The organism is Pseudomonas sp. BT-42-2, from assembly GCF_025847435.2.
Lineage (GTDB): Bacteria > Pseudomonadota > Gammaproteobacteria > Pseudomonadales > Pseudomonadaceae > Aquipseudomonas > Aquipseudomonas urmiensis.
The window spans coordinates 108,251-132,540 of sequence record NZ_JAOYTM010000011.1 but is presented as its reverse complement, the minus strand read 5'-3'; the positions used below and the strand labels follow the sequence as shown (position 1 = coordinate 132,540).

Genomic DNA, 24,290 nt, shown 5'->3' with positions numbered 1-24,290 from the left:
GATGACCCTGTCTGCCCTGTCCCTGCCCATCACCGAACTCGCCCCTGGCGCCCACAGCCTCAGCGGCACCCGCAAACTCAGCGTCGACGGCCTGCACAAGCATTACGGCGAGCACCAGGTGCTCAAGGGTGTTTCGCTACAAGCGCGCAAGGGCGATGTGATCAGCCTGATCGGCGCCAGCGGCTCGGGCAAGAGCACCTTCCTGCGTTGTATCAACTTCCTTGAACAACCCGACGCCGGCAGTATCACCCTGGACGGCCAGACCCTTGAGATCCGCCCCGGCACCCGCACCCCGCCGCCAGCTCAATTGCAGAACCTGCGCACGCGCCTGGCGATGGTATTCCAGCACTTCAACCTGTGGAGCCACCTGACCGTGCTGGAGAACATTTGCCTGGCGCCACGCAAGGTGCTGGGCATCAGTGCCAGCGAAGCCGAGGCCCGCGCCCGCACCTACCTGGACAAGGTCGGCCTGCCCGCGCGCGCAGCCGAGCAGTACCCGGCGTTTCTCTCTGGCGGCCAACAGCAGCGGGTGGCCATCGCCCGCGCGCTGGCGATGGAGCCGGAGATCATTTTGTTCGACGAGCCGACCTCAGCCCTCGACCCCGAGCTGGTCGGGGAAGTGCTCAAGGTGATACAGACGCTCGCCGAGGAAGGACGTACCATGCTGATGGTTACCCACGAGATGGGATTCGCCCGCCAGGTGTCGAGCCAGGTGCTGTTCCTGCACCAGGGCCTGGTCGAGGAGCACGGCAGCGCCGAGATCCTCGATCGCCCCCAGAGCGATCGCCTGCGGCAGTTCCTTTCCAACCGTCTTAAGTGAAGTCACGCCGTATATGGATACCAAGGCCAACACCGCTCACGCCCCTGCCGCACTGGACCGCATCGATGAAGCCATCATCGATGTGCTGCGGCACAACGGGCGCATCACCTATGAGAAGCTTTCGACCCTCGTGCACCTGACTCCCAGGCCTTGCCTGGAGCGGGTGCGCAAGCTGGAACGACGCGGTGTGATCCGCGGCTATGGCGCAATCATCGACCTGCAAACGGTCTCGCCGGGCTTGTCATTGCTGGTGCTGGTGGCCTTGTCCAACCAGAGCGGGCGCGCCGCGCAGAAAGCCTTCGAGGCCACCGTGCGTGCCTGCCCGCAGGTGTATGAATGCCAGCTGATCAGCGGCCATTTCGACTACAGCTTGCGCATGCGCTGCCGCGACATGGAGCACTACCGGGTGCTGACCGAGACCTGGATGAACAACGACGAGTTGCACATCGACAAACTGGTAGCGCACCCGGAACTGGCCTCGGTCAAGAGCACGGCGCCACAGGTGTGAGCCACTGCGCCGGCTGCAGGTAGTCGGCCACCCAACCCACCACTTCGCCCGCCGGCATGGGCCGGGCGATGCAATAGCCCTGGGCCAGTTCACAACCCAGCTCCATCAGCAGCCGGCCATGCTCGACACTCTCCACGCCCTCGGCGATCACCTCACGATCGAACGCACGGGCCAGGCCGATGACCGCGCCGGTCAAGGCCAGGTCGTCGTGGTCATGGAGGATGTCGCGCACAAATGATTTGTCGATCTTGATGGTCTGGGTCGGTAGGCGCTTGAGGTAATTGAGCGACGAATAGCCAGTGCCGAAGTCATCCAGCGAGAAGCGCACACCCAGGGCTTGGCAAGCCTCCAGGCAACGGCTGACATGGTGGATGTTCTCGATGGCGACGGACTCGACGATTTCCAGGTCCAGCTGCTTAGGATCGACCTCGGCGTGGCGGGAAAGTGCGTCTTGCAGGCGTTGGACGAAGTCGCTGCGTTGCAGGTGGCGGGCGGCGATGTTGACGCTGACTGACCAGCGATGGCCCTGGCGTTGCCAGCCTTGCAGTTGGGCCAAGGCCTGGTCGATGACCCATTCGCCGATCTCGACGATCAGGTCGGTTTGCTCCACTAAAGGCAAGAATGCTCCGGGTGGCACCGGCCCCTTGGCCGGGTGCATCCAGCGCAGCAACGCCTCGAACCCCAACACCTGGCCCGTACGCATGTTGACCTTCGGCTGATAGTGCAGGCACAGCTCGCCCTGATGCAGGGCCTGGCGCACCCGCGCCACGGTCTGGTGGGTGGCCTTGAGCTCCTGCTCCTGGGACACATCGAACAGGTGATACCGGTTGCGCCCTCGCTGCTTGGCCACATACATGGCCTGGTCGGCATGGCGCACCAGGGTATCGGCGTCCTCATCGTCCTGCGGGAACAGGGTGACGCCGATGCTAGCGCTCAGCGACAGGCTTCGCTCGCGAATCAGATACGGCGCAGCCAACGTGTGCAGGATGCGCTGCAACGCCGCATGCAGCGGCGCACTGCCATCGATGTGGCGCAAGATCAGCACGAACTCATCGCCCGATAGCCGCGCCACCGAGTCACCTGCGCGCAAAATGCCCTGCAAGCGCTGGGCGACTTCCATCAGCAGCAGGTCACCGGCGGCATGCCCGTAGCCATCGTTGACCGCTTTGAAGCCATCCAGGTCGAGCATGCACACCGCCAGCGGAATTTCCTCGCGGCGGGAAAAGGCCAAGGCCTGGTTGAGCAGGTCGGAGAGATAAGCGCGGTTGGGCAGGCCGGTCAGCACATCGTGGCCAACCCGCCACTGCAAGGTGTGCAGCAGCTGACGCTTCTCGGTGACGTCGAAGCGGATCGACACATATTTGTGCACCTTGCCCGACTGCGGATCGATCAGCGGCACCATGGTGCTGTCGACCCAATACAATGAGCCGTCCTTGGCGCGGTTGCAGATTTCGCCTTTCCACACCCGGCCAGCGACCAGCGCTCGCCACATTTCGAGGAAGAACTCCGGCTCGTGCAAGCCCGAGTTGAGGATGCGGTGGTTGGCGCCCAGCAGCTCCTCGCGGCCATAGCCGGAGATACTGCAGAACTGCTCGTTGACGTAGGTAATCCGTCCGCTCAGGTCGGTTTCGGAAAAGATCGCGGCCGCGTCCACAGCCGCGCGATAGATATCATCCATGTACATCATGCCTTAGCGGTTGAAGCGCTCAACCAGGGCACGCAGCCCGGCACACACCTGTTCCAGTTCGGCGCCGCGCGACGCTGCGGCGTTGGCACCGAGCGCGCTCTGCTGGGCGATGCCCGCCACGCCGTTGATCTGCCGTGAGACATCCTCGGCCACCGCCGATTGCTGTTGCGAAGCCGTGGCCATTTGCTGGCCCATGTCGCTGATGCGCTGCACCGCCTGGCGAATGCCGTCGAGGGCATGTTGCGCCTCGAGAACACGCGCCACGCCCTGCTCGGCACCGGCGATACCGCGACTGGCAATGGCCACAGCCTGCTCGGCACCGCCGCGCAAGCCGTCGATGATGGTCTGGATATGCAAGGTGGACTGGCGGGTTTTATCGGCCAGCGCCCGCACCTCATCGGCGACCACGGCAAAGCCTCGCCCCTGTTCACCCGCCCGCGCCGCCTCGATGGCAGCGTTGAGCGCCAGCAGGTTGGTCTGTTCGGCAATGGCGCGGATCATCCCCGCCGCTTCGGCGATGTTATCGGTCTGCCCGGCGAGCTCGGTGACGGCCTGATTGATCTGATCGACCGTGCCGGCCAAGTCACGGATCGCCGTGCCACTGGCATCGGCGACCTGACTGCCCTGCTCCGCCAACTGATGCGCGGTGTGCGCCTCGCCTGCGGTCAGTTGCACATGATTGGCCACTTCAGCGATGGAGGCGGCCATCTGGGTCATGGCCGTGGCACTCAGGTCGGTTTCGGCGCGCTGTTCGAGCAGCGCTTGTTCGGTGCTGCGCGACAGCCGACCAGCATCACTGGCGGCCACGGCCATTTGGCCGGCAAGATCGCTCAAACGCGTCAGCGCGGTTTTCAGCCGCGCCTCTTCGCCGATCAGAATCAGCTCGAGCTGCCCCGCGGCGCCGGGCAAATCGCTGTAGGTCAGTGCCACTAACGGGTCGGCGAAGGTGCCTTCGGCGCCGTTGACGATCCGCCGCAGTTGCCGGCCAACACCGCCATTGGCCCACACCCCATAAGAGACGAACAGCGCTAGCGTCAGCCCCTGCCCCCGCAGACCCGGCCACAGCTGGTTAGCCGCAACTGCCAACGCCCCAGCCACCACCGGCAAAGCCATAGCCTGGCCAAGACCTGCCAGGCGCCGGCCGAATGACAAGGCGGGCTTGCCTGCGCGCAAGCGGGCATACAAGGCCTGAGCGCGCTGCACTTGCTCGCGGGTTGGGCACACCCGCACCGACTCATAGCCCACCAGCCGCCCGTCTTCAAGAATCGGCGTCACATAGGCATTGACCCAATAGAAGTCGCCGTTCTTGCAGCGGTTCTTGACGATGCCCATCCAGCTTTTGCCAGCCTTGAGGTAGCGCCACATATCCTCGAACACCGCTTCGGGCATATCGGGATGGCGCACCAGATTGTGCGGCTGGCCGATCAGCTCAGCTTGGCTGTAGCCACTGATAGCGGCAAATTCGGCATTGCAGTAGGTGATCAGGCTGGCCGTATCGGTGGCCGAGATCAGCCGTTGTTCTGGCGGGAAGCGTTGTTCGACCGGCGAAACCGGCAGGTTGAGGCGCACGATGAGACTCCATTCGCAGACGAAACGGCGCCCTGCCTTGATGGCAGCGGCTTACCGGAACCGTTCATCCTTGACCAGCTCCAATGTCCAACAACGGCTTGCGCGACCTCACAGGCGGTCGAATCACCTTGGACATTAACTTGAATGACTGATCAGTCAAAGAAGCCAATTCTACGAAATCCATCACATTTTGCCAATAAATGTGATGAATCATGGCGTTGCGCTATGACGATTTATATCGTTAAGTTCTTGATTCTAAATGGGAATTAAGAGATGACGATGTCAGGTCTAGGATCTGCCCTGCGTCGCTACCGCAAGCTCGCCGGACTGACACAGGCTCAGCTTGGCGAGCAAAGCGGCTTCGACCCCAAGACCATCAGTCGTTTTGAAACCGGCACCTACACCCCCAGCATTGACGCGTTGCAGGTGTTTGCCAGGGTGCTAGGGATCAAGCTCAAGGCCTTCTTCGCCGATCCAGACGACGAAGAGGATCAGCGCGCCTACCTGTTCGGTGTCGTGCACAACGCAGCGCCCAAGGACCTCGCCAAGCTGATTACCGCCGTCAACCAGGCGCTGGCCAAGGCCTGAAAACCATGCGTGCACCAGAGCAGAGCGGTCGAAGCATAATCGCACCACAACTGGTCAGACCGGTAAGGCCAAAATTGCTTGCTTTGTGTGATTTTTCGCGCTTTTATGGGGACGCACTGAACAAACCGGTAAGACCACAATAATTAAGTCCTGCGCTCTTTGACCCTGCGCCATCGAAGCAAGGACACCGATCAGAGACCCCTCCCATGCTTAAATGGTGCTCGCGTTCGATCTTCCTCCAAGTGGTGCTAGGGCTTGCCCTGGGCATTGCCTGCGGCCTCAGTTTTCCCGAAGTCTCCCTGCAGCTAAAACCCCTCGGCGACGGCTTTATAAAGCTGATCAAGATGCTCATCGGCCTGATCGTGTTCTGCGTGGTGGTCAGCGGCATCTCCGGTGCTGGCGACCTGAAGAAGGTCGGTCGGATTGGCCTGAAGTCGGTGATCTACTTCGAAGTGCTGACCACCCTCGCCCTGGTCATTGGCCTGGTGTTCGCCTTCACCTCCGGCATTGGCAGCGGTGCCAACATCCACCTCGATCAGCTGTCTACGGCCGACGCCAATGGCCTGGCCGAGCGCGGCCAGCACATCCATGGCACCGCCACCTTCCTGATGGACTTGATCCCCACCTCGGTGGTGGGCGCCTTCGCTGACAACAACATTCTGCAAGTGCTGCTGTTCTCGGTGCTGTTCGGCAGCGCGTTGAACCTGGTGGGCGAGTCGGCCTCGGGTATCTCGCGGCTGATCAACGAACTCAGCCACGTGATCTTCCGCATCATGGGCATGATCGTGCGCCTGGCGCCGCTGGGCGTGTTCGGCGCCATCGCCTTCACCACCAGCAAATATGGCCTGGAGTCGCTACAGCACCTGGGCGGTTTGGTGGCGCTGTTCTACCTGACCTGCGCAGGCTTCGTGCTGATCGTGCTGGGCACGGTGATGCGCCTTTCCGGCCTGAAGCTGTTGCCACTGATCAAGTACCTGCGTGAAGAACTGACCATCGTCATGGGCACCGCCTCGTCCGACGCCGTGCTGCCGCAGATCATGCGCAAGCTTGAGCACCTGGGTATCGGCAGCTCGACGGTCGGCCTGGTCATCCCTACCGGGTACTCGTTCAACCTCGACGGTTTCTCCATCTACCTGACCTTGGCTATCGTGTTCATCGCCAATGCCACCGGCACGCCGCTGGCCATGACTGACCTGCTGACCATTCTGTTGGTGTCGCTGGTAACGTCCAAGGGCGCGCATGGCATCCCAGGCTCGGCGCTGGTGATTCTCGCCGCGACCCTGACCGCCGTGCCGGCGATCCCGGTGGTTGGCCTGGTGCTGGTGCTGGCGGTGGACTGGTTCATGGGTATCGGCCGGGCGCTGACCAACCTGATCGGCAACTGCGTCGCCACCGTGGCCATCGCGCGCTGGGAGAAAGACATCGACCTTGAGCGGGCCAACAATGTGCTTAGCGGCAAGCCGGGCTTCGCGCCGCTGCCGCGCAAGCAGCCCAACGCCCATCAACAGGAATTCTGATTGACCCAGGCCGGCCACCGCGCCGGCCTGTTCAAGGAGCTTTGATGCAACCTTCGACAGGGAGCAAACCATGATCAGCTCATCGACCGTGGTCACCTCAGTGGTGGAAAAACTGCGCCAGGCGCTGGCTCGTGGCCAGTGGCGCACTGGCGAGATGCTGCCGGGCCAGCGCGAGTTGGCCGAACAACTGGGCATCAGCCGGCCCAGCCTGCGTGAAGCGGTAACCGTGCTGGAAACGCTCGGCCTGGTGCGTTCGCTGCCCGGCAAGGGCGTGCTGGTACTCGATGCCGAAGCCGCCCAGCCCGAGCACCTCAGCGATGGCGTGGGCACAGCCAGCCTGGCCGATGTACTGGAACTGCGCTACACGCTTGAGCCGTTCATCGTCGGCCTGGTCGCGCAGTCGGCCAACAGCCAGGACATCGGCCAATTGCGCCTGACCCTGATGGACATGCGCGAAGCGCTGGATGCCGGTGACAGTGAAGCCGGCGCTGGCGCCTACATCGCCTTTCACCAGGCGCTGTTCGCCCTGACCACCAACCCGATCTTCCAGAGCGTGGTGCAGCAGACCGGCAATGCCCTCAAGCAGAGCGCCGACATGCTGCGCAACTCGCCAGAACACCTGGCCGCGCGGCTAAGCGAGAACGAAGCGGTGGTGCGCGCCATCCGTGACAAGAACAGCGCCCAGGCCAGCGCTCAGATGCGTCGGCACATTCTTCAGGAAGGCCAGCGCATGGGCATCGAACTGAATATCCCGGACGAACATCCCGGGCCCTGAATCTAGGAGAGCGACCATGACCGCCTGCGCCCACGCCGCCTCGCACTTGCCCGCCCTGCTCAGCGCTGGCGAGACTCGCCTGTCGGCCGAGCAGATCTACCCGCGCCTGTTCGACGCCATCCTCGAACAGCGCCTGCCACCCGGCAGCGCCCTACCCGAACAGGCCCTGGGCAACGCCTTTGGGGTAAGCCGCACGGTGATCCGGCGGGTGCTCGGGCGCTTGTCGGACCAGCAAGTGGTGGTCCAGCGCCCCAGCCACACGGCGCACCTGGCAGCACCCGATCCAGAGCAAGCGCGCCAGGTGCTCAGCGCCCGGCGCCTGGCCGAGACCACGTTGATCACCCTGGCCACCCAGCGTGCGCGGCCTACGCAGATCCGCCAACTGCGCCAGTTGGTCGAACGCGAACGCCAGCACCATGAAAGCGGTGAACGCTGCACGGCGATCCGCCTGGGCGGCGAGTTTCACCTCAAGCTCGCGCAGATGGCCGCCAACGCGCCGCTGGCGCGCTTTCTCAACGGCCTGGTGCCGATGACCTCGCTGATCATCGCCCGCTACGAATCGCCTTGCTGCGAACACTGCGCCTGGCAGGAACACGCGGCGATTATCGATGCGGTGGAGAGCGGCGACGGCCAGGCGGCCCTGGCGCTGATGCATGAGCACCTGGACCGCCTGGAAGCCAAGTTGGACCTCGGCCCGCACGCAATGTGCTGAACTGGCGATAAGCGCGGGCAGGCATGCCGTTTGCCGCAAAAGGGGCCGCCTTCCGGCCCCACTGCCTGCCCTTACCTATAATCAGGTAACCACCCAGCCTCTATCCAGGGGGCTATTTGCGTGAACCCGCGTGTTGCATTGGTCGTGCTCTGCCTATTGCTGGCCCTCACCGGTTGCGCCAGCAAGCGCCCGCCTGCCCCGCCGCCGCCTGCCGTGCTGAGCGCAGCGATGTGGCAACAGATCGACCAGGAGCTGATCGAGGCTTCGGTCGGCGCCACAGGTTCAGCCAATGACTATGCCCGGCGCTCGATGCGGGTGTGGAAGGAGCAGGTTCAGCAGCGCACCGAAAGCGACTTCATTCCATGGTTCACCGGCTATTGGACCCAGCAATGGCTGACCATGAAAGTGGCCTGGTACAAGATGAACAGCGGCAATGGCGCTGATCCACCGGAGAAACGCTTGGCGTTATATCTGCAAGAGCAGTATCACGACCGGGTGATTGAACCGGTGGCCGAACAGATCAATCCCGAGGCTATCCGTGATCGCGCCAGCGAATTGTACTTGCAGCTGTTCGGCCAACAGTTGCCAGCGATCATCCAGCGCTATAACGCCCCGCCCGATCAGATCAGCCAACGCCTCAACCGTGTCCCGGCAATCGCCCTAGGCCCACCGGATGCGCGTAACGCCACGCTGTACCAGTTGCTCAGGGCCAAGCCGCTGGATGAGCAACCGGCCTGGCTTGCTTTACGCCAGCACCTCAATCAGCAGGCGGCGAAGCTGGCCAGCAAGACCCAGGTGGGGCTGTCATCGGTGGCCACCCGCGCCAGTGAAAAACTCGGCGCTACCCTGGCCCCGCGCGGTATCGCCAGTGCGGTTGCCGCTGCGGTGGGCAAGGCGGCCGGTGCATTGATTTCGGTGGCGGCGACCGGCATCGGCATGATGACCCACGACCGTGAACATCCACAGATGGTCGAGCAGTTGCGGGTGATTCTGAATGTGGCGCTGAACGAGGAATGGAAAGAGTTGATGGAGAATCGCCAGAGTGGCGCGATGGCTGGGGTGTATTACTTGTCGGGGCAGGTGGAGGACAGCCTGTTGAGCAAGGATGCACAATCACTGGCGCCTGCACCGGCCTCATCGCGGGGCGAGCCCGCTTCTACAGGGTTGTCGCTGATCCGCGATGAGGCCGGGGCAGCTAACCTCAAGCCGTGGCCATAGCCGAAGTCGGCAAGCCAAAGATCCGATCGAACGCCCAGTTGTAGGCAAAGGTGTAGCACGGCACCAGCACGATGAACGCCAGGTCCACCAACAATGCTTCCATCAGGGTCATGTCCAGCCACCAGGCAATCAGCGGAATCAAATACACCACCAGCGTCAGCTGAAAGCCTATGGCATGGCCAATCCGCCGCGCCACGCTGCGCCCGCGCTTGACCTGGCGGCTCTCCCACCACTCAAACAGGCTGTTGTAGATCAGGTTCCAGAGCATGGCGATGGTGGTGATCATCACCGCCAAGGGCCCGGTGTGCGACGCCTGGGTATCCGACAGGTAGGCAAGCCCAAGGGTCGACATGCACAGGCCGATCAGTTCATAGAAGGTCACGTAGACCAGTTTGCGTTTAAGTCCTTGCACCGGGTTACCTCGGGTGATGCGGTTACGAAAGCGGTGCAGGATGCTTCAATCAACTTGACAGAGAAAGTCAGCAGCTTTCAAATTAATTGAAAGGAGCTGACCCTATGAATTTTTCCAGCGATACCATCCAGGTGTTTCTCGCGGTACTCGACCACGGCTCGTTCTCGGCAGCGGCGCGGGCGCTCAAGCGGGTGCCTTCGGCGGTGAGCATGGCCATCGGCAACCTCGAAGCGGAGCTTGGCTATGCGCTGTTCGAGCGCGGTTCGCGCGAGGCCCGGCCCACTGCCCAGGCCAAGGCTCTGGAGCCGCATGCCCGGCTGATCGCCGAGCAGCTGGGGTTGCTGCAAGTGCATGCCTTGGAGTTGTCCCAGGGATTGGAAAGCAGCCTGGCCATTGCCGTGGTGCCAGACATCGATCACCGCCCCCTGTTACGCGCCATTGCCAGCCTGGCCGAGCGCTACCCGTTGCTCGACATCGAGCTGCTCAGCGCCCCGCAAGAGGAGGCCTTGCAACTGCTCGACAGCGGTCGGGTCAGCCTGTGCCTGGCCTTTGCCGGGCTGCAGGTCGATCCACGCCGCAGTTTTCAGCACATCGCCAGCGAGTCGTTGGTCGCAACACTTTCACCTCACCATCCGACGCTACTTAGCGGACGTATCCGCTACCTGGAAGACCTGGTCAACGTGCGGCAGATCCTGGTCTGTAGCAGTGAGCTCCCTCTGGCCGACCCGCGCTCGCTGATCGGCGCCAGTCATTGGCGCAGCAACAGCCTGGACCTGGCCTTGCAGATGGTCGAAGCCGGGCTTGGCTGGGGCGATTTTCCCTTGTCACGGGTAGCGCCATTGATAGCTGCCGGGCGGTTGGTGCGGCTGGATTTTCATAACACGCACAATGCCCTGGAGTTGCCTGTGCATGCGTTCTGGGGCAAGCAGCAGCCGTTGCGCCAAGGCGCGCGGACATTGGTTGAGTTGTTGGCATAGCCGTCCGTCGACATCGCATGAAGAACAGCCGGTAACTGTTTCAACATTTTTCACCCTGAGCCGATAAAACCTTTGAAAGGTCCCGCCATCGCGCCACGAGCGCACGGCGCCCTCCCCCAAGAAATGGCTCAAGGTCTCGAAACATGAACCTGAAGTTCCGCCACAAGATTCTCCTCAGCGCCTGCGGTGTCGTCGTCCTGGCATTCGCACTGTTCACCCTCTACAACGACTACCTGCAACGCAGCACGATTCGCCAGAATATCGAATCGTCGGTCCAGCAGTCCGGCGCGCTCACAGCGAGCAGCGTGCAGAACTGGATGAGCGGACGCATCCTGGTCCTGGAAAACCTCGCCCAGGACATCGGCCAGCAAGGCGCTGGCGACAACTTGGCGGGGCTGGTCGATCAGCCTTCCTACACGCGCAACTTCCTGTTTACCTACCTTGGCCAGGCCAACGGTGTGTTCACTCAGCGCCCCGACACGCAGATGCCGGCAGGTTACGACCCACGCCAGCGCCCCTGGTACGGCGCCGCTGCCAGCGCCGGACAAACAGTGCTGACCGCCCCCTACCAAGGCGCAGTGGGCGGCCTGATGGTGACCATCGCCACCCCGGTCAAAGCCAAGGCCGACGGCCAGCTGATCGGCGTGGTCGGCGGTGACCTGACCCTCGATACCCTGGTGGAGATCATCAACTCGGTGGACTTCGGCGGCATCGGCCACGCGTTCCTCGCCGATCGCGATGGCCAAGTGATCGTCAGCCCCGACAAAAGCCAGCTGATGAAGAACCTCAAGGACATCTACCCCGCCAGCAACCTGCGGGTCGAGTCGGGCATGCAGGATGTGACCCTCAACGGTGAAGAGCGACTGATCTCGTTCGCACCAGTGACCGGCCTGCCTTCGGCGCAGTGGTACATCGGCCTGTCGATCGACAAAGACAAGGCCTTCGCAGCGCTGAGCCAATTCCGCACCTCGGCGATCATCGCCATGCTCATCGCCGTGGCGGCCATCGCAGGCCTGTTGGGGTTGTTGATTCCAGTGCTGATGCGCCCGCTGACCACCATGGGCCGGGCCATGCGTGATATCGCTGAAGGTGAAGGCGACCTAACCCGCCGCCTGGATGTGCAGAACAAAGACGAGTTCGGCGAGCTGGCCAGCTCCTTCAACCGCTTCGTCGAGCGTATCCACGCCTCGATCAGCGAAGTGTCTTCGGCCACCCGCCTGGTACATGACCTGTCGGAAAAAGTGGTGAGCGCCTCCAACGCCTCGATCACTGGCTCCGAAGAGCAAAGCATGCGCACCAACAGCGTGGCGGCGGCAATCAACCAGCTCGGCGCCGCCACCCAGGAAATCGCCCGCAACGCCGCCGATGCCTCGCAGCACGCCAGCGGCGCCAGCGAGCAGGCGCATGACGGCCGCCAGGTGGTCGACGATGCCATCAACGCCATGACCGCGCTGTCGCTGAAGATCAGCGAGTCGTGCGAGCAGATCGAAACCCTCAATGCCAGCACCGACGACATCGGCAAGATCCTCGACGTGATCAAGGGCATCTCGCAGCAGACCAACCTGCTGGCCCTCAACGCTGCCATCGAGGCCGCGCGGGCCGGTGAAGCCGGGCGTGGCTTTGCCGTGGTGGCCGACGAAGTGCGTAACCTGGCGCACCGCACCCAGGAGTCGGCCGAAGAGATCCACCGCATGATCACCAGCCTGCAAGTGGGCTCGCGTGAAGCGGTGCACACCATGAACGCCAGCCAGGTGTCCAGCGAACAGACCGTGCAAGTCGCCAACCAAGCCGGTGAGCGCCTGGCCAGCGTCACCCAGCGCATCGGTGAGATCGACGGCATGAACCAATCGGTGGCGACCGCGACCGAGGAGCAGACGGCGGTGGTCGAAAGCCTCAACCTGGACATCACCCAGATCAACGCGCTGAACCAGCAAGGGGTGCAGAACCTCAACGAGACCCTGGTGCACTGCGATGCCCTCAGCCAGCAGGCCGGGCGTTTGAAGCAGTTGGTGGGTAGCTTCCGAATCTAACTGCGCAGCCAAGGACAAGCCCGTTCCTACCGGTCACTACTGATCGTGTAGGAGCGAGCTTGCCCCGCGATGCTTCTAGGCCGCCAGCGCCTTGCTCACCCGCCCACGCCGCACCCACGCCAACCACCCACATCAGCAAACCCAGCGCCGCCCCGCCACTCGGCCCACCCAGAATGCCGTCTTTTCGCCCTTGGCTTGTGATGGTGGAGACGACCGATCGCTGACTGCCTGGGCCAACAGTTATAACCTAATAACGAACAAGTCTATTTGGCTATAAAAAAATCTATATGCTGGCACCCATCCGATCACGGGCAAGTTGGGCAGTCGAGTAGCGTATGGATGTAGGTTCTTTCGGTTTCACCATTGCGGGACTGGTTGTGGGTTTCATCGTTGGCATGACCGGCGTCGGCGGAGGTTCGCTGATGACCCCGATCCTGCTCTGGTTTGGCGTCAACCCCGCTACCGCCGTGGGTACCGACCTGCTCTACGCCGCCATCACCAAGGCCAGTGGCGTCTGGGTGCATGGGCGCAACAAGAATATCGACTGGAAGATCACCGGCTGGCTGAGCCTGGGCAGCGTGCCTGCGGCGGCCCTGACCCTGTGGTTCCTCAGCACCCTGCATGCCGACACCTCGGCGCTCAACGCGGTGATCAAGCAAGGCCTGGCGGTGGTGTTGATCCTCACGGCGCTGGCGATTCTGTTCAAGTCGCGCCTGCAAGCCTTCGCCAACCGCCACGCCGGTGATCACTACCACCTCAGCGACCGCAACCTGAACATCCTCACCGTGCTCACCGGCGTGGTGCTGGGCGTGATGGTCACCCTCACCTCGATTGGTGCCGGTGCCCTGGGCACCGTGGCGTTGTTCCTGCTGTATCCGTTCCTGGTCACCCGCCGCCTGGTCGGCACCGAGATCGCTCACGCCGTGCCGCTGACCCTGGTCGCGGGCCTTGGCCACGCCGGCATGGGCAACATGGACTGGTCGCTGCTAGGCTACCTGCTGCTCGGTTCGCTGCCTGGCATCTACCTGGGCAGCCACCTCACCGGACGTATCTCCGACAGCGTATTGCGCCCGTGCCTGGCGGCCATGTTGCTGATGATCGGCTACAAGCTGGCGTTCTGAGCCAACTGCCGATCAGTTCAGACGCAGCCGCCACTGCCCGGTGAAGCTCAACGCCAGGCGTGACAGCGGCAACACATCGATGCGCTGGAACGACGCCAACGGGCAACCGAGCAGCTGCACCAGCACCGCACGAATGACCATTGGATGGGTCACCGCCAGCCACTGTCCCGGCCCATCGAAGCCGGCCAACCAGGCGCCGACCCGCTCCACCAGCTGCGCGATCGACTCGCCGCCGTGCGGGGCGCTATACGGATCTTGCAGCCACTGAGCGAGGGCCTCGGGCTGCTCAAGCTGCAACTGCTTTAGCGCCAGGCCCTGCCAACTGCCCAGATCGCAGTCAGCCAGCGCAGGTTCAATAGGGGCCTGGGCGGCGAGCCACGCAGCCGTTTCACTCGCTCTGCGTTCAGGCGCGCACAGCACCTGCACCTCTGGAGCAGCCATCTCCAGCGGTTCGGCTAACGCCAGCACGGCATCCTCAGGGTGGGCCAAGCGCCCGCTCTTCTGGGCCTCGGTCAGGCCATGGCATATCAGGGTCAGGCGGACGGCTTTCACCGGTATCCTCTTCGAAAGAAAACGCGCAGATGCGTTAGCATGCCTGTTTTTCGCCAACCCTGTCGCGTAGCAGGAACGCCGCGCCAGGTTTGCCAGTCCAAAACTGGCACCTTACTGCAAGAGCCCAAGATGCCCGCCACTGTCAGCCACCACACCAGCCCTCTGCTGCTCGCCCTGCGCCAGGGTACGCACACCTGCCACAAGCGCCTGGAAGCCCGCCTGCCGTTTTTTTCCGCTGATTTCGACCGGGCAGCCTATCGGCGCCTGATGCAGGCTTATTTCGGCTTTCATGCGCCGCTGGAAGCACTGCTCGGCGCTTATCAAGAGTGCGAGCGGGTCAAGACCCCCACACTGGTCGCCGACCTGCTGGCACTGGCGATGACCCGCGCCGAGATCGACACCCTGCCGCTCTGCCGAGCGCTACCGCAAATCAGCGATCAAGCCAGTGCCTTGGGGGTGATGTATGTGGTTGAAGGCTCGACCCTCGGCGGCCAGGTACTCAAGCGGGCGATGAGCGAACGCCTGGCCCTTGGCGCAGACAGCGGCGCAGGCTTTCTCGATGTCTACGGCCCACTGACGGGCGCGCGCTGGCGCAGCTTGCTCGAACGGCTCGAGCAGGCGCCAAGTGGCGCCGAGGATCAAACGCGCACAGTGCAGGCGGCAATCGCCACCTTCGAGTGCTTCGAACAGTGGCTGGCGCAGCAAGGGGTGCTGCGCTAGCGCCTGCGAAGCCAAGTGCCACCATTAATCAGCGGCGCCTGCTCTCGTCCCTCATGTAACCAATGACAACAGGGAAGACGAAGCATGACCGATATGACGCGTCGCTCGTTGGTGGGCCTGGGTATGGCTCTACCGCTGCTCGGCCAAGTGGGTTGGGCCGCACCACGTTCGCCAGGCACCCCTGCCGCCACCGGCCCGGTGCGCATCAACTTCAACGAAAGCCCGTGGGGCCCGAGCAGCGCCGCGCGCCAGGCGATGCGCGAGGGCATCGAGCAATGCGGCCGCTATCCCTACGACGCGCAGTATCGCCTGATCGACGAATTCGCCGCCCAGAACGCTCTGCAGGCGGATCAAGTGCAAGTGTTCTGTGGCTCGAAACTGGCGTTGCAACATGCGGTGATGGCCTTCACCGGCGCCAACAGCCTGGTGCTGCCCGAGCCCTCCTACGAAGCCCCGATCGAAGCGGCCTTGAGCCGCGGCACCAAGGTGCATCGGGTTGCCCTGGATCGGCAACATGCGCATGACATCCAAGCCATGCTGGCCGCCGACCAGGCACCCGGGCTGATCTACCTATGCAACCCCAACAACCCCACCGGCACCCTCACCCCGCGGCGCCACATCGAGCGCTTGCTGGCAAACAAGGCCAAGGACAGCGTGGTACTGGTCGATGAGGCCTATATTCACTTCAGCGATGCCCAAAGCTGCATCGACCTGGTCAAGGAGCACCCTGAGCTATTGGTCCTGCAGACGTTCTCCAAACTCTACGGCATGGCCGGCGCACGCCTGGGGCTGGCCATCGGCCAGGCGTCTTTGTTGCAGCGCCTGGAAGTCTATGATGGCGGGAACGTCGCTGCGGCACCTACCCTGCTCGGTGCGCTGGCCAGTTTGCACGACCGCCAACTGGTGCCTGAGCGCAAGGCCGAAAATGCCCGCCTGCGCGATGCCACCATCGCCTGGCTCAACCAGCGCGGCTGGCGCTGCACCGCTTCGCAGACCAACTGCTTCATGATCGACCTGCGAGGGCCGGGCCAGCCGGTGGTCGAGCGTCTGGCCAAGGAGGGGGTATTGATTGGCAGGGTCTGGCCGAGTTGGCCGAACTGGGTGCGGGTCAGTGTCGGGAATGAACGGGAGATGCTCAGGTTCCGCGAGGCGTTTGCCAAGGTGACCGTCAGTTAAGACTCTGGCACTGGCGCTGCCTGCTGCGGCCCGCTCCCACAAGAATTACCGTTGAGATCTTGTGGGAGTGGCTTTACCCGCGCAGAGGCCGCCTCTGAGCTGAAAAAGCTTGGCTCATATCAACATCTGCAAACCACCCCAAACCGGCACCGCCGCCACCAGCCCGACTGCCAGCTTGGGCCAATAGGGCAACAGCATCACCAGCACCATCGCCGCCAGCGAAATCACCCCACACCACGCCACCGGCCCCATCGCCCAGCCCCAGGCCTGGGCACACAACAGCAAGCTGATCGCCAAGCCCAACCAGCCCGCTGCGCGCAGGGCCAGGCGCAGGCTGCGCGGGCCAGGTCGGTTCCACACCTGTTTGAAATGCCGCTCCAGCCCCTGGCACAGCCCGAGCATGCCGGCATAAGCGAACAGCAAACTGCCAATAATCATCGTCATGCCTGAGCCTCCACCTGGCGCCTGGCCCTGATCGGCGCAGGCTTGGGATGAGCGACTCGCCAGGCTGCCAGGGCCAGGCCTAGGCCGAGCACCAGCCCGGTCACTTCGACGCCGATGCGCAGGTTATCCGCGGCGCCCGCCAGCATGCCCAGCACGCCCAGTCCGGCGCACAGCAGTGCGCTCACCCCCAGTTGCTCGATCCATGCGCGCTTGGCCGGACGCACGCTGGCATGCAACAACCCCAGCAACCATAGGCCGAAGAAGCTGCGCACTTCCCACGCTTCACGGTGCGCCAGCTCCGCCGGCAACAGGCGGCTGGCCCACAACAGGCCCACGCACGCCAGCAACAGCCCGGCGATGAAACCGACGTTGCACACTTCAGCCACGCGATACCAGCGGCGCGCCGAGGCATCGGCATTGGCATTGGCGTACTTGCGCCCGCGTTTGACGCAGAACAGCACCAATCCGCTGGCAATCATCGCGCAGCTAACCAGCCCGCAGATGAAGTACAACCAGCGCATCGGGTAGCCGCCGAACTGGGCGAAATGCAGGCCGGCCATCACCCGCTGGGTCAGCGGTGCCGGGCGTAGCTCAGGGACATCACTGAGCAGCTTGCCGCTGACACCATCGAATACCATTGCGTTGCCCTTGGTCAGGGCGATGCGATTACCCAGCACCGGACGGATCTCGATGCGCGCACCTGCAGTATTGGGATTGCGAATGTTCAGCCCACCAATCGGCCCCAGGCGCGCTTCGGCCTGGGTCAGCAACGGCGCGACATCGACCAGCTCACCCGGTTGCTTGGCCAGCCGGCGTGGTTGTTCCATGCGCGCATTGCCCTGGGCTTGGAAGTACGCCCGAGTATCACCCTCGAACAACGCGTCCACGCCAGCCGGGATGTAAATCAGCATAAAAATCACCAGGCCGGTGTAGGTGATCATCAAATGAAACGGCAGCAACAACACGGCGCTGGCATTGTGAAAATCCAGCCACGAGCGCTGGCCCTTGTCCGGGCGGAAGGTGAAAAACTCCTTGAAGATCTTCTTGTGGATGACGATGCCAGTGAGCAACCCGGCGAGCATCACCAGGGCCAACGCACCGACGACGAAGATGCCCCAGTTGCGCGGCAGATCCAGGGTGAAGTGAAAGCGGAAGAAGAAGTTGCCGCCGACGCTGTCGCGCACGGCAATCGGCTCGCCAGTCTGCGGATCGAGCTGCACGCCCACGCCATGGCGACGATCGCCAGTAGATACCCTCAGCCCTGGAGCACGCTCGGTAGGCAGGCTGATGCTCCAGTTGCCGGCGTTCGGTTCGTGGGTCTGCAGGTAGGCGATGGCGCGCGTGGCGGCATCGACCTGGGACACCTCGGCAGCCGGGATTTCCGGCTGCATCCAGTGGTTGAGCTCCTTGTCGAACACCGCCAGGGTGCCGGTGACGAAGATGGCGAACAACAGCCAGCCGAAGATCAGCCCGGCCCAGGTGTGCAGCCAGGACATCGATTGGGTGAAGGTGTTTTTCATGCCAGCCACCCTAATGCCTGTGGCCAGAAGCCGATCAACATCAGCGGCGCGGCCAGCGCCAACGGCGCCCAGGCACGCAGCGCGTCACGGCTGGCGAAGGCCCAGAGGATTGCCAGGGTGTAGAAAATGAAGGCCGGGAGTGTGGCGACCAATACCGCGTCGGCAGGCGACAGCGGCAGGATCCGCGCCAGGCAGGCAGTAGCGGCGTAGCTGAAGGCATAGCCGCCAAGCAGGGCTGCGGCGCTGCGCGAGAGGATGCGCAACCAGGCGGGCGATTCACTCATCAGAGGTTCCTCTTAAGCATGAGAGGGGCTGCCGTACAGCCCAATCGCGAGACAAGCCCGCTCCCACGCCAGCCCGGTAGTTGCGGCTGGCGTGGGAGCGGGCTTGCCCCCGCGATTGGGCCGCAAGGCGGCCCCCGTTAGCGATGATCAGAACGAGATGTTCAGCGAGGCAAACAGCGCACGCCCCGGCTGGTTGTAGGTATTGGCCCCTGCACTGCTGGCATTGCCGCCGCGCAGGATCTGCTTGTCGAAGACGTTGTTCACCCCAACCCGCACGTCATAGTTCTGGTTGAACTTGTAACCGGTACTGATATCCACCAGGCCGTAGGCTTCGACGTCCTGTTGGGCGTCCTGGTCGTAGCTCTGCTGGGTGCGGTAGTTGTAGGTCGGCGACTTCTGCTTGCCGAAGTAGGTGCCGGCGACCTGGAACGACAGCTTGTCGGTTGCACGCCAGTCCAGGGTGCTGTTGACGGTGTACTCAGGAATCACCGACAGCGGCTCACCGGTTTCGCGGTTGTCGTTGTCGAGCATCCAGGTCAGGTTGGTGTTCCAGTCCAGGCTCGGGGTCAACTCCATGAAGAAATTGCCTTCGATACCTTCGACCCGCGCTTCACCGGCGTTTTCGAACTGGGTCACGCGGCGGCCGTTGTTGATGGCGTAGAGCACATCGGTGCCGCCGATGATCTTGTTCTTGTAATCGTTGCGGAAGTAGGTCGCGCTGGTACGCCAGGTGCCACGATCGTAGAGCAGGCCGATTTCCTTGTTGACGCTGATCTCCGGCTCGAGGTCGGCGTTACCCTGCAGGTAGCAACCTCCGGAGTTGGTCTGCTGCACGCTGCATCCTTGACCACGGCTGTAGAGCAGGTAGTTGGGGTTGTACTGGTACAGGTTCGGCGTCTTGTAGGCCCGGGCGATGCCGCCTTTGACGGTCAGGTGATCGGTCAACTTGTGCGACAGGTTCAGGCTTGGGCTCAGATTGTCACCGAACTCCTCGTGGTGATCCAGACGCAGGCCCGGGGTGACGGTGGTGTCGCCGACGATGATGTTGTCCTCGACGAACAACGCATAGCTCTTGGCCGACATCTTCGAGTCGCTACGGTCAAAGCCATTGATGACGTTGTTGCCGTTACCGCTCGGATCGAAGCTCTGCGGCCGGAACGAACCCTGGTCATTGAGGGTTTCGTAGAGGTATTCGCCGCCCAGGGTCAGCACGTGCTCGGTGCTACCCATGGCAAACGGCAGGTTCACTTCGCTGCTCAGGCGGGTGTTGCGCAGTCGCGACATGGCCGCGCCGCTGTCATTGATCGCACCTTCCGGGCCGCCGGCCAGGCCTTCGTTCAGGCGCCAGTTACGGACGTACTCGTAGGCCAGCACGGTCTTGCTGGTCCCCCAACTGAAGTCGCCCAGGTGGGTCAGGTCGTAGGTATTGCGCTGCATGACGTTGGTCTCATGACCATACAAGTCGGCGATCAGTTCAGGGTTGCCACCACCGTTGCTGTTCATGGTATCGCCAGCGTAGATGTTGCCCTGGCGGCTGTAGCCGGCGCTCATTTCCACGCGGTGCTCATCGTTGAGCTTCCAGCTCAGCAGGCCATTGATGTCCTTGTTGCGCACGCCTTCGCGGCCGGCAACCGTCGAACTGCCAGCATGATCGGCGTTGATGTCCAGGTCATCGGCGTCGGTCTTGGCCAAGCCGCCGTAGACCCGGAAGCCGAGGTTATCGGTCAGCCCGCCACTGAGGTTGAAGTTGGTCCGGCGGCTAACGCCCTCGGCGCTGTCTTCAGGCATCTGGGTGTAGAAGTTGACGCTGCCCTTGAGCTCGTCGGTGGGACGCTTGGTGATAATGTTGACCACCCCGCCCATCGCCCCCGAACCATAACGCGCCGCTGCCGGGCCCCGCAGGATCTCGATGCGCTCGACCGCCTCGGCCGGTACCCAGTTGGTTTCACCGCGGGTGTCACGATCGCCGTTCCAGCCGTAGCGCACTGCGTTGCGGGCATTGGAGGGCTTGCCGTCGATCAGGATCAGGGTGTTTTCCGGGCCCATGCCGCGCAGGTCGATCTGGCGGTTGTTACCGCGCGCACCGCTGGCGCTGTTGCCAGTCAGGTTGACCCCAGGCTCGCGGCGGATGATGTCGGACAGGTCATTGGCGGGCGGGCGACGCTTGATGTCTTCTTCAGTGATGATCGACGAACCCAGGGCCTGGCGGGCCTCACGCTCGGCGGTTACCAGAGTGTCCTGGATCACCAACGCGTTGCTGTCGACCGGCACTTCCAGCACCTCGGCAGACTGCTGCTCCTGGGCGTTGGCCGCAGTCGCAAGCATGGCCGGCGAGGCCAGCGCGACGAAGGCTAGGGCCAGGCCGTTGGGTGAGGTTCTGGATTGCATCGACACATCTCCTGATTCATGGACGAAGGCCACGCCCAGCACCAGGAAACCGGAAGGCTCACGCCCACCGGCCTCACAAGCAAGCTTGGGGGCCAATGGGACGGTGAATATAATGATTCTCAAATAGGTTTAAATCTTATTTACGAAATTTACAGATTGCGCGGGGAACTTTGCTTACCTGCCTCGCGCAGCATTGCCGACACAAGACCCTTGCTGATAGCAGCAAGGCCTGACTAATATATGCAAATCCGTATATTCGAATTTACATATATACATATGATTCCCCTCACGCCTCCCGAGCTCTTCAAGTCCCTCGCCGACGAGACGCGCACTCGCGCCACCCTGCTGATTGTCGAGCAAGGCGAGCTGTGCGTCTGCGAGCTGACGTGCGCGCTGAACGACAGCCAGCCCAAGATCAGCCGCCACCTGGCGCAGCTGCGCGGTGCCGGTATCTTGCTCGACCGTCGCCAAGGCCAGTGGGTGTACTACCGCCTTAACCCTGCGCTGCCGGCCTGGGTCCATACCGTGCTGAGCACCACCTTGCACGCCAACAGCGCCTGGCTCGAAGCCGACAGCGCCCGCCTGCAGACCATGGCTGGCCGCCCCGCGCGCGCCACCTGCTGCTAATGCCACGCCGAGCCTAATGCCATGCTGATAGCCGCCGCCGTCTTCGTGTTCACCCTGATCCTGGTCATCTGGCAGCCCAAAGGCCTGGGCGTTGGCTGGAGCGCCAGCATCGGCGCCCTGCTCGCCTTGCTTGTGGGGGCAGTGTCGCTGCACGACATCCCCGCCGTGTGGGCGATCATCTGGAACGCCACCGCTACCTTTATTGCCATCATCATCGTTAGCCTGCTGCTGGATGAGGCTGGCTTCTTCGAATGGGCGGCGCTGCATGTGGCCCGCTGGGCTCGCGGAGATGGCCGGCGCTTGTTCGCCTTCATCGTGCTGCTCGGCGCGGCGGTCTCGGCACTGTTCGCCAACGATGGCGCGGCGTTGATCCTCACGCCAATCGTGATGTCGATGCTGATCGCCCTGCGCTTCTCGCCTGCTGCGACCCTGGCCTTCGTCATGGCCGCAGGCTTTATCGCCGACACTGCCAGCTTGCCGCTGGTGGTGTCGAACCTGGTCAACATCGTCTCGGCGGATTACTTCAACATCGGTTTCAACCAATACGCGGCAGTGATGCTGCCGGTGAACCTGGCGGCGGTGGCGGCAACCTTGCTGGTGCTGCTCTGGTACTTTCGCCGCGACATTCCGGCGCACTACGCACTGGACGAATTGAAAGACCCTGCCCTGGCCATCCGCGACCGAGCGACCTTCCGGGTGGGCTGGGTGGTACTGGTCGGCCTGCTCGCGGGTCTGTTCATCCTTGAGCCGCTGGGCATCCCGGTCAGCGTCGTGGCCGGGGTCTGCGCGGCAGTGCTGTTCGCCGTCGCCGCCCGCGGCCATGTGATCTCCACTCGCCGGGTACTGCGCGAAGCACCCTGGCAGATCGTGGTGTTCTCACTGGGCATGTACCTGGTGGTCTATGGCCTGAGGAATGCCGGGCTGACCGACGCCCTGGCCCGCGTCCTCGATGCTCTGGCCGGACATGGCCTGTGGGCCGCGACCCTGGGCACCGGGCTGATTTCGGCGGTGCTCTCGTCGGTGATGAACAACCTGCCCAGCGTGCTGATCGGCGCCCTGTCGATTCATGCCAGCGACGCCCACGGGGTGGTGCGCGAGGCGATGATCTACGCCAACGTCATCGGCTGCGACCTGGGACCGAAGATCACCCCCATCGGCAGCCTGGCCACCCTGCTCTGGCTACACGTCCTAGCCCGTAAAGGCGTGCGGATCACCTGGGGCTACTACTTCAAGGTCGGCCTGTTGCTGACCCTGCCCGTCCTGCTTATCACCCTTTCGGCCCTGGCCTTGCGCCTGAGCGTCTGATCACTGGAGTCCCGCATGCGTATCTTGTTCATGTGCACGGCCAACAGCTGCCGCAGCATTCTTTCCGAAGCCCTGTTCAATCACCTGGCGCCACAGGGTTTTAGCGCCGTGAGCGCCGGCAGTTTTCCCAAGGGCGAGGTGCTGCCACGTAGCCTGCTCACCCTACAGCAGGCCGGTATCGCCACTGCCGGCCTGGCCAGCAAAGGCAACGAAGCGTTTGCCGACAACCCACCGGATATCGTCATCACCGTCTGCGACAAGGCCGCCGGTGAAGCCTGCCCAGTGTACTTCGGCCCCGCCCTCAAAGCGCATTGGGGGCTGCAAGATCCTTCCGAGGTGCAAGGCGACGAGGCGACCATCGACGCCGCCTTCCGCGCCACCCTAGCACGCATCGAGACGCGCTGCCGCGCCTTCTTCGCCCTGCCTTTCGCCCAGCTCGACCCTGCTGCGCTCAAGGCTGAACTGCAACGCATTGGCACACTTTGATCTGGAGGCCCGATGAACCCTGATTTGCCCAATCTCGACCTGAGCCTGTTCGATACCCCGCCGCAGGTGAGCCAATCGAGCAGCCACAAGCCGCGCATCCTGCTGCTGTACGGCTCGACCCGCGAACGCTCGTTCAGCCGCCTGCTGACCGAGGAAGCTGCGCGTCTGCTGGAGCACTTCGGTGCCGAAACGCGCATCTTCGACCCTAGCGGCCTGCCGTTACCCGACGACGCTCCGCTCGACCACCCCAAGGTGCAAGCGCTGCGCGATCTGGTGCTGTGGTCCGAGGGGCAGGTCTGGTGCTCGCCCGAGCGTCATGGCGCGCTGTCGGCGGTGTTCAAGGCGCAGATCGACTGGATCCCGCTCAGCCTTGGCGCCGTTCGCCCGACCCAGGGCAAGACCCTGGCGGTGATGCAGGTGTGCGGCGGCTCGCAGTCGTTCAACGTAGTCAACCAATTGCGCGTGCTCGGCCGCTGGATGCGCATGTTCACCATCCCCAACCAGTCCTCGGTGCCCAAGGCTTACCTGGAATTCGACGAGCACGACCGGATGAAGCCCTCGCCGTACTACGACCGGGTGGTGGATGTGATGGAGGAGCTGGTCAAGTTCACCCGCTTGCTGCGCGATCATGCGCCGGAGTTGGTGGACCGCTACTCGGAGCGCAAGGAAAGTGCCGAGCAGTTGTCGGCGCGGGTGAATCAGCGGGCGATTTGAAGTCGGTAAGTTCGTGCCTGCCTGTTCGTGGGCAAGCCCGCTCCCACAGGCTTCGTGTTGCTAAAGATCGCCGCTGCACCTGTAATGGGCGAGAGGCCGGCACCGACCCAGCAAAGCCCTATGCGCTAACTCAGACGTCC

General features: G+C 63.2%; 24 protein-coding genes and 1 pseudogene. 17 read left to right on the top strand and 8 right to left on the bottom strand.

Annotated elements, in window-relative coordinates; translation table 11 throughout:
- Nucleotide 1: 1 nt before the first annotated feature.
- Nucleotides 2-820, top strand: coding sequence for an ABC transporter ATP-binding protein (locus tag OIU19_RS13945; protein WP_264235476.1), 819 nt, complete (start codon nucleotides 2-4; stop codon nucleotides 818-820).
- A gap of 13 nt (nucleotides 821-833) precedes the next feature.
- Complete coding sequence (locus OIU19_RS13940; RefSeq protein WP_186555026.1) at nucleotides 834-1,328, top strand: Lrp/AsnC family transcriptional regulator; 495 nt, start codon at nucleotides 834-836, stop codon at nucleotides 1,326-1,328.
- On the opposite strand, the gene OIU19_RS13935 is transcribed toward OIU19_RS13940, so the two are convergent.
- Together OIU19_RS13935 and OIU19_RS13930 are read right to left on the bottom strand one after the other, a co-directional pair.
- Nucleotides 1,303-3,006 (bottom strand): bifunctional diguanylate cyclase/phosphodiesterase, encoded by a 1,704-nt coding sequence (locus tag OIU19_RS13935; RefSeq protein ID WP_264235475.1) that lies wholly within the window; start codon nucleotides 3,004-3,006, stop codon nucleotides 1,303-1,305. The two genes, OIU19_RS13940 and OIU19_RS13935, sit on opposite strands and share 26 nt — an antisense overlap.
- Before the next feature lie 12 nt (nucleotides 3,007-3,018).
- The gene (locus tag OIU19_RS13930; protein WP_264235474.1) at nucleotides 3,019-4,584 is read right to left on the bottom strand and encodes a PAS domain-containing methyl-accepting chemotaxis protein; all 1,566 of its coding nucleotides are present in this window, start codon (nucleotides 4,582-4,584) and stop codon (nucleotides 3,019-3,021) included.
- 273 nt (nucleotides 4,585-4,857) lie between these two features.
- On the opposite strand from OIU19_RS13930, the gene OIU19_RS13925 reads away from it, so the two are divergent.
- The 5 genes from OIU19_RS13925 to OIU19_RS13905 all read left to right on the top strand — a co-directional run bounded on the left by OIU19_RS13925 (nucleotide 4,858) and on the right by OIU19_RS13905 (nucleotide 9,394).
- Nucleotides 4,858-5,172, top strand: coding sequence for a helix-turn-helix domain-containing protein (locus tag OIU19_RS13925; protein ID WP_264235473.1), 315 nt, complete (start codon nucleotides 4,858-4,860; stop codon nucleotides 5,170-5,172).
- 206 nt (nucleotides 5,173-5,378) lie between these two features.
- A complete protein-coding gene (locus tag OIU19_RS13920; RefSeq protein WP_186555030.1) occupies nucleotides 5,379-6,689 on the top strand; it encodes a C4-dicarboxylate transporter DctA in 1,311 nt (436 codons plus the stop codon).
- A gap of 70 nt (nucleotides 6,690-6,759) precedes the next feature.
- Entirely contained in the window at nucleotides 6,760-7,464 is a 705-nt protein-coding gene (locus tag OIU19_RS13915; protein WP_264235472.1) for a FadR/GntR family transcriptional regulator, read from the top strand.
- 16 nt (nucleotides 7,465-7,480) lie between these two features.
- Nucleotides 7,481-8,176, top strand: a complete 696-nt coding sequence (locus OIU19_RS13910) for a GntR family transcriptional regulator (protein WP_264235471.1) — start codon at nucleotides 7,481-7,483, stop codon at nucleotides 8,174-8,176.
- A 120-nt stretch (nucleotides 8,177-8,296) separates the two neighbouring features.
- Nucleotides 8,297-9,394, top strand: a complete 1,098-nt coding sequence (locus tag OIU19_RS13905; protein ID WP_264235470.1) for a hypothetical protein — start codon at nucleotides 8,297-8,299, stop codon at nucleotides 9,392-9,394.
- On the opposite strand, the gene OIU19_RS13900 is transcribed toward OIU19_RS13905, so the two are convergent.
- A complete protein-coding gene (locus OIU19_RS13900) occupies nucleotides 9,378-9,806 on the bottom strand; it encodes a PACE efflux transporter (protein WP_264235469.1) in 429 nt (142 codons plus the stop codon). The genes OIU19_RS13905 and OIU19_RS13900 overlap by 17 nt on opposite strands.
- A gap of 104 nt (nucleotides 9,807-9,910) precedes the next feature.
- Here OIU19_RS13900 and OIU19_RS13895 point away from each other — a divergent pair, with 104 nt between their 5' ends.
- The 4 genes and pseudogenes from OIU19_RS13895 to OIU19_RS13880 all read left to right on the top strand — a co-directional run bounded on the left by OIU19_RS13895 (nucleotide 9,911) and on the right by OIU19_RS13880 (nucleotide 13,934).
- Nucleotides 9,911-10,783, top strand: a complete 873-nt coding sequence (locus tag OIU19_RS13895) for a LysR family transcriptional regulator (RefSeq protein WP_264235468.1) — start codon at nucleotides 9,911-9,913, stop codon at nucleotides 10,781-10,783.
- A gap of 143 nt (nucleotides 10,784-10,926) precedes the next feature.
- Nucleotides 10,927-11,958: pseudogene (gene mcpA / locus OIU19_RS13890) on the top strand (methyl-accepting chemotaxis protein McpA); the annotation flags it as partial.
- A 114-nt stretch (nucleotides 11,959-12,072) separates the two neighbouring features.
- On the top strand, nucleotides 12,073-12,813 hold the full coding sequence (locus OIU19_RS13885) for a methyl-accepting chemotaxis protein (RefSeq protein ID WP_372353318.1): 741 nt from the start codon (nucleotides 12,073-12,075) through the stop codon (nucleotides 12,811-12,813).
- A gap of 335 nt (nucleotides 12,814-13,148) precedes the next feature.
- Nucleotides 13,149-13,934 carry a sulfite exporter TauE/SafE family protein gene (locus OIU19_RS13880; RefSeq protein WP_186555039.1) on the top strand — a complete coding sequence of 262 codons (786 nt, stop codon included), beginning with the start codon at nucleotides 13,149-13,151 and terminating at the stop codon, nucleotides 13,932-13,934.
- Nucleotides 13,935-13,946: 12 nt separating this feature from the next.
- On the opposite strand, the gene OIU19_RS13875 is transcribed toward OIU19_RS13880, so the two are convergent.
- Nucleotides 13,947-14,486, bottom strand: a complete 540-nt coding sequence (locus OIU19_RS13875; RefSeq protein WP_264235467.1) for a histidine phosphatase family protein — start codon at nucleotides 14,484-14,486, stop codon at nucleotides 13,947-13,949.
- Between the two features lie 129 nt (nucleotides 14,487-14,615).
- On the opposite strand from OIU19_RS13875, the gene OIU19_RS13870 reads away from it, so the two are divergent.
- Together OIU19_RS13870 and OIU19_RS13865 are read left to right on the top strand one after the other, a co-directional pair.
- A complete protein-coding gene (locus OIU19_RS13870; RefSeq protein WP_264235466.1) occupies nucleotides 14,616-15,206 on the top strand; it encodes a biliverdin-producing heme oxygenase in 591 nt (196 codons plus the stop codon).
- Nucleotides 15,207-15,290: 84 nt separating this feature from the next.
- On the top strand, nucleotides 15,291-16,382 hold the full coding sequence (locus OIU19_RS13865; protein WP_264235465.1) for a pyridoxal phosphate-dependent aminotransferase: 1,092 nt from the start codon (nucleotides 15,291-15,293) through the stop codon (nucleotides 16,380-16,382).
- A 114-nt stretch (nucleotides 16,383-16,496) separates the two neighbouring features.
- Here OIU19_RS13865 and OIU19_RS13860 read toward each other — a convergent pair whose 3' ends face one another.
- The 4 genes from OIU19_RS13860 to OIU19_RS13845 all read right to left on the bottom strand — a co-directional run bounded on the left by OIU19_RS13860 (nucleotide 16,497) and on the right by OIU19_RS13845 (nucleotide 21,018).
- Nucleotides 16,497-16,826 carry a DUF3325 domain-containing protein gene (locus OIU19_RS13860; RefSeq protein WP_264235464.1) on the bottom strand — a complete coding sequence of 110 codons (330 nt, stop codon included), beginning with the start codon at nucleotides 16,824-16,826 and terminating at the stop codon, nucleotides 16,497-16,499.
- Entirely contained in the window at nucleotides 16,823-18,346 is a 1,524-nt protein-coding gene (locus OIU19_RS13855; RefSeq protein ID WP_264235463.1) for a PepSY domain-containing protein, read from the bottom strand. Before OIU19_RS13855 ends, OIU19_RS13860 begins: the two co-directional genes overlap by 4 nt.
- Entirely contained in the window at nucleotides 18,343-18,630 is a 288-nt protein-coding gene (locus OIU19_RS13850; protein WP_264235462.1) for an iron transporter, read from the bottom strand. The genes OIU19_RS13855 and OIU19_RS13850 overlap by 4 nt, the downstream gene beginning before the upstream one ends.
- A 147-nt stretch (nucleotides 18,631-18,777) precedes the next feature.
- Nucleotides 18,778-21,018 carry a TonB-dependent siderophore receptor gene (locus OIU19_RS13845; protein WP_264235461.1) on the bottom strand — a complete coding sequence of 747 codons (2,241 nt, stop codon included), beginning with the start codon at nucleotides 21,016-21,018 and terminating at the stop codon, nucleotides 18,778-18,780.
- Between the two features lie 276 nt (nucleotides 21,019-21,294).
- On the opposite strand from OIU19_RS13845, the gene OIU19_RS13840 reads away from it, so the two are divergent.
- From OIU19_RS13840 to arsH, 4 genes are read left to right on the top strand one after another with little or no spacing between them, the layout of a single operon-like run.
- Complete coding sequence (locus OIU19_RS13840) at nucleotides 21,295-21,645, top strand: metalloregulator ArsR/SmtB family transcription factor (RefSeq protein ID WP_372353313.1); 351 nt, start codon at nucleotides 21,295-21,297, stop codon at nucleotides 21,643-21,645.
- Nucleotides 21,646-21,666: 21 nt separating this feature from the next.
- Nucleotides 21,667-22,950, top strand: coding sequence for an arsenic transporter (locus tag OIU19_RS13835; protein WP_264235460.1), 1,284 nt, complete (start codon nucleotides 21,667-21,669; stop codon nucleotides 22,948-22,950).
- Nucleotides 22,951-22,965: 15 nt separating this feature from the next.
- A complete protein-coding gene (locus OIU19_RS13830) occupies nucleotides 22,966-23,436 on the top strand; it encodes an arsenate reductase ArsC (RefSeq protein WP_264235459.1) in 471 nt (156 codons plus the stop codon).
- A 12-nt stretch (nucleotides 23,437-23,448) separates the two neighbouring features.
- Nucleotides 23,449-24,150, top strand: a complete 702-nt coding sequence (gene arsH, locus OIU19_RS13825) for an arsenical resistance protein ArsH (protein WP_264235458.1) — start codon at nucleotides 23,449-23,451, stop codon at nucleotides 24,148-24,150.
- The last annotated feature ends 140 nt before the right edge of the window (nucleotides 24,151-24,290 follow it).

Excerpts from the sequence above, each read along its gene's own strand:
- OIU19_RS13835 (WP_264235460.1), top strand. The coding sequence starts at position 21,667 with ATGCTGATAGCCGCCGCCGTCTTCGTGTTCACCCTGATCCTGGTCATC.
- OIU19_RS13915 (WP_264235472.1), top strand. The coding sequence starts at position 6,760 with ATGATCAGCTCATCGACCGTGGTCACCTCAGTGGTGGAAAAACTGCGC.
- OIU19_RS13935 (WP_264235475.1), bottom strand. The coding sequence starts at position 3,006 with ATGGATGATATCTATCGCGCGGCTGTGGACGCGGCCGCGATCTTTTCC.
- arsH (WP_264235458.1), top strand. The coding sequence starts at position 23,449 with ATGAACCCTGATTTGCCCAATCTCGACCTGAGCCTGTTCGATACCCCG.
- OIU19_RS13830 (WP_264235459.1), top strand. The coding sequence starts at position 22,966 with ATGCGTATCTTGTTCATGTGCACGGCCAACAGCTGCCGCAGCATTCTT.
- OIU19_RS13850 (WP_264235462.1), bottom strand. The coding sequence starts at position 18,630 with ATGAGTGAATCGCCCGCCTGGTTGCGCATCCTCTCGCGCAGCGCCGCA.
- OIU19_RS13945 (WP_264235476.1), top strand. The coding sequence starts at position 2 with ATGACCCTGTCTGCCCTGTCCCTGCCCATCACCGAACTCGCCCCTGGC.
- OIU19_RS13920 (WP_186555030.1), top strand. The coding sequence starts at position 5,379 with ATGCTTAAATGGTGCTCGCGTTCGATCTTCCTCCAAGTGGTGCTAGGG.
- OIU19_RS13885 (WP_372353318.1), top strand. The coding sequence starts at position 12,073 with ATGCGCACCAACAGCGTGGCGGCGGCAATCAACCAGCTCGGCGCCGCC.
- OIU19_RS13865 (WP_264235465.1), top strand. The coding sequence starts at position 15,291 with ATGACCGATATGACGCGTCGCTCGTTGGTGGGCCTGGGTATGGCTCTA.
- OIU19_RS13880 (WP_186555039.1), top strand. The coding sequence starts at position 13,149 with ATGGATGTAGGTTCTTTCGGTTTCACCATTGCGGGACTGGTTGTGGGT.
- OIU19_RS13870 (WP_264235466.1), top strand. The coding sequence starts at position 14,616 with ATGCCCGCCACTGTCAGCCACCACACCAGCCCTCTGCTGCTCGCCCTG.
- OIU19_RS13910 (WP_264235471.1), top strand. The coding sequence starts at position 7,481 with ATGACCGCCTGCGCCCACGCCGCCTCGCACTTGCCCGCCCTGCTCAGC.
- OIU19_RS13845 (WP_264235461.1), bottom strand. The coding sequence starts at position 21,018 with ATGCAATCCAGAACCTCACCCAACGGCCTGGCCCTAGCCTTCGTCGCG.
- OIU19_RS13855 (WP_264235463.1), bottom strand. The coding sequence starts at position 18,346 with ATGAAAAACACCTTCACCCAATCGATGTCCTGGCTGCACACCTGGGCC.
- OIU19_RS13860 (WP_264235464.1), bottom strand. The coding sequence starts at position 16,826 with ATGACGATGATTATTGGCAGTTTGCTGTTCGCTTATGCCGGCATGCTC.
- OIU19_RS13895 (WP_264235468.1), top strand. The coding sequence starts at position 9,911 with ATGAATTTTTCCAGCGATACCATCCAGGTGTTTCTCGCGGTACTCGAC.
- OIU19_RS13925 (WP_264235473.1), top strand. The coding sequence starts at position 4,858 with ATGACGATGTCAGGTCTAGGATCTGCCCTGCGTCGCTACCGCAAGCTC.
- OIU19_RS13840 (WP_372353313.1), top strand. The coding sequence starts at position 21,295 with ATGATTCCCCTCACGCCTCCCGAGCTCTTCAAGTCCCTCGCCGACGAG.
- OIU19_RS13940 (WP_186555026.1), top strand. The coding sequence starts at position 834 with ATGGATACCAAGGCCAACACCGCTCACGCCCCTGCCGCACTGGACCGC.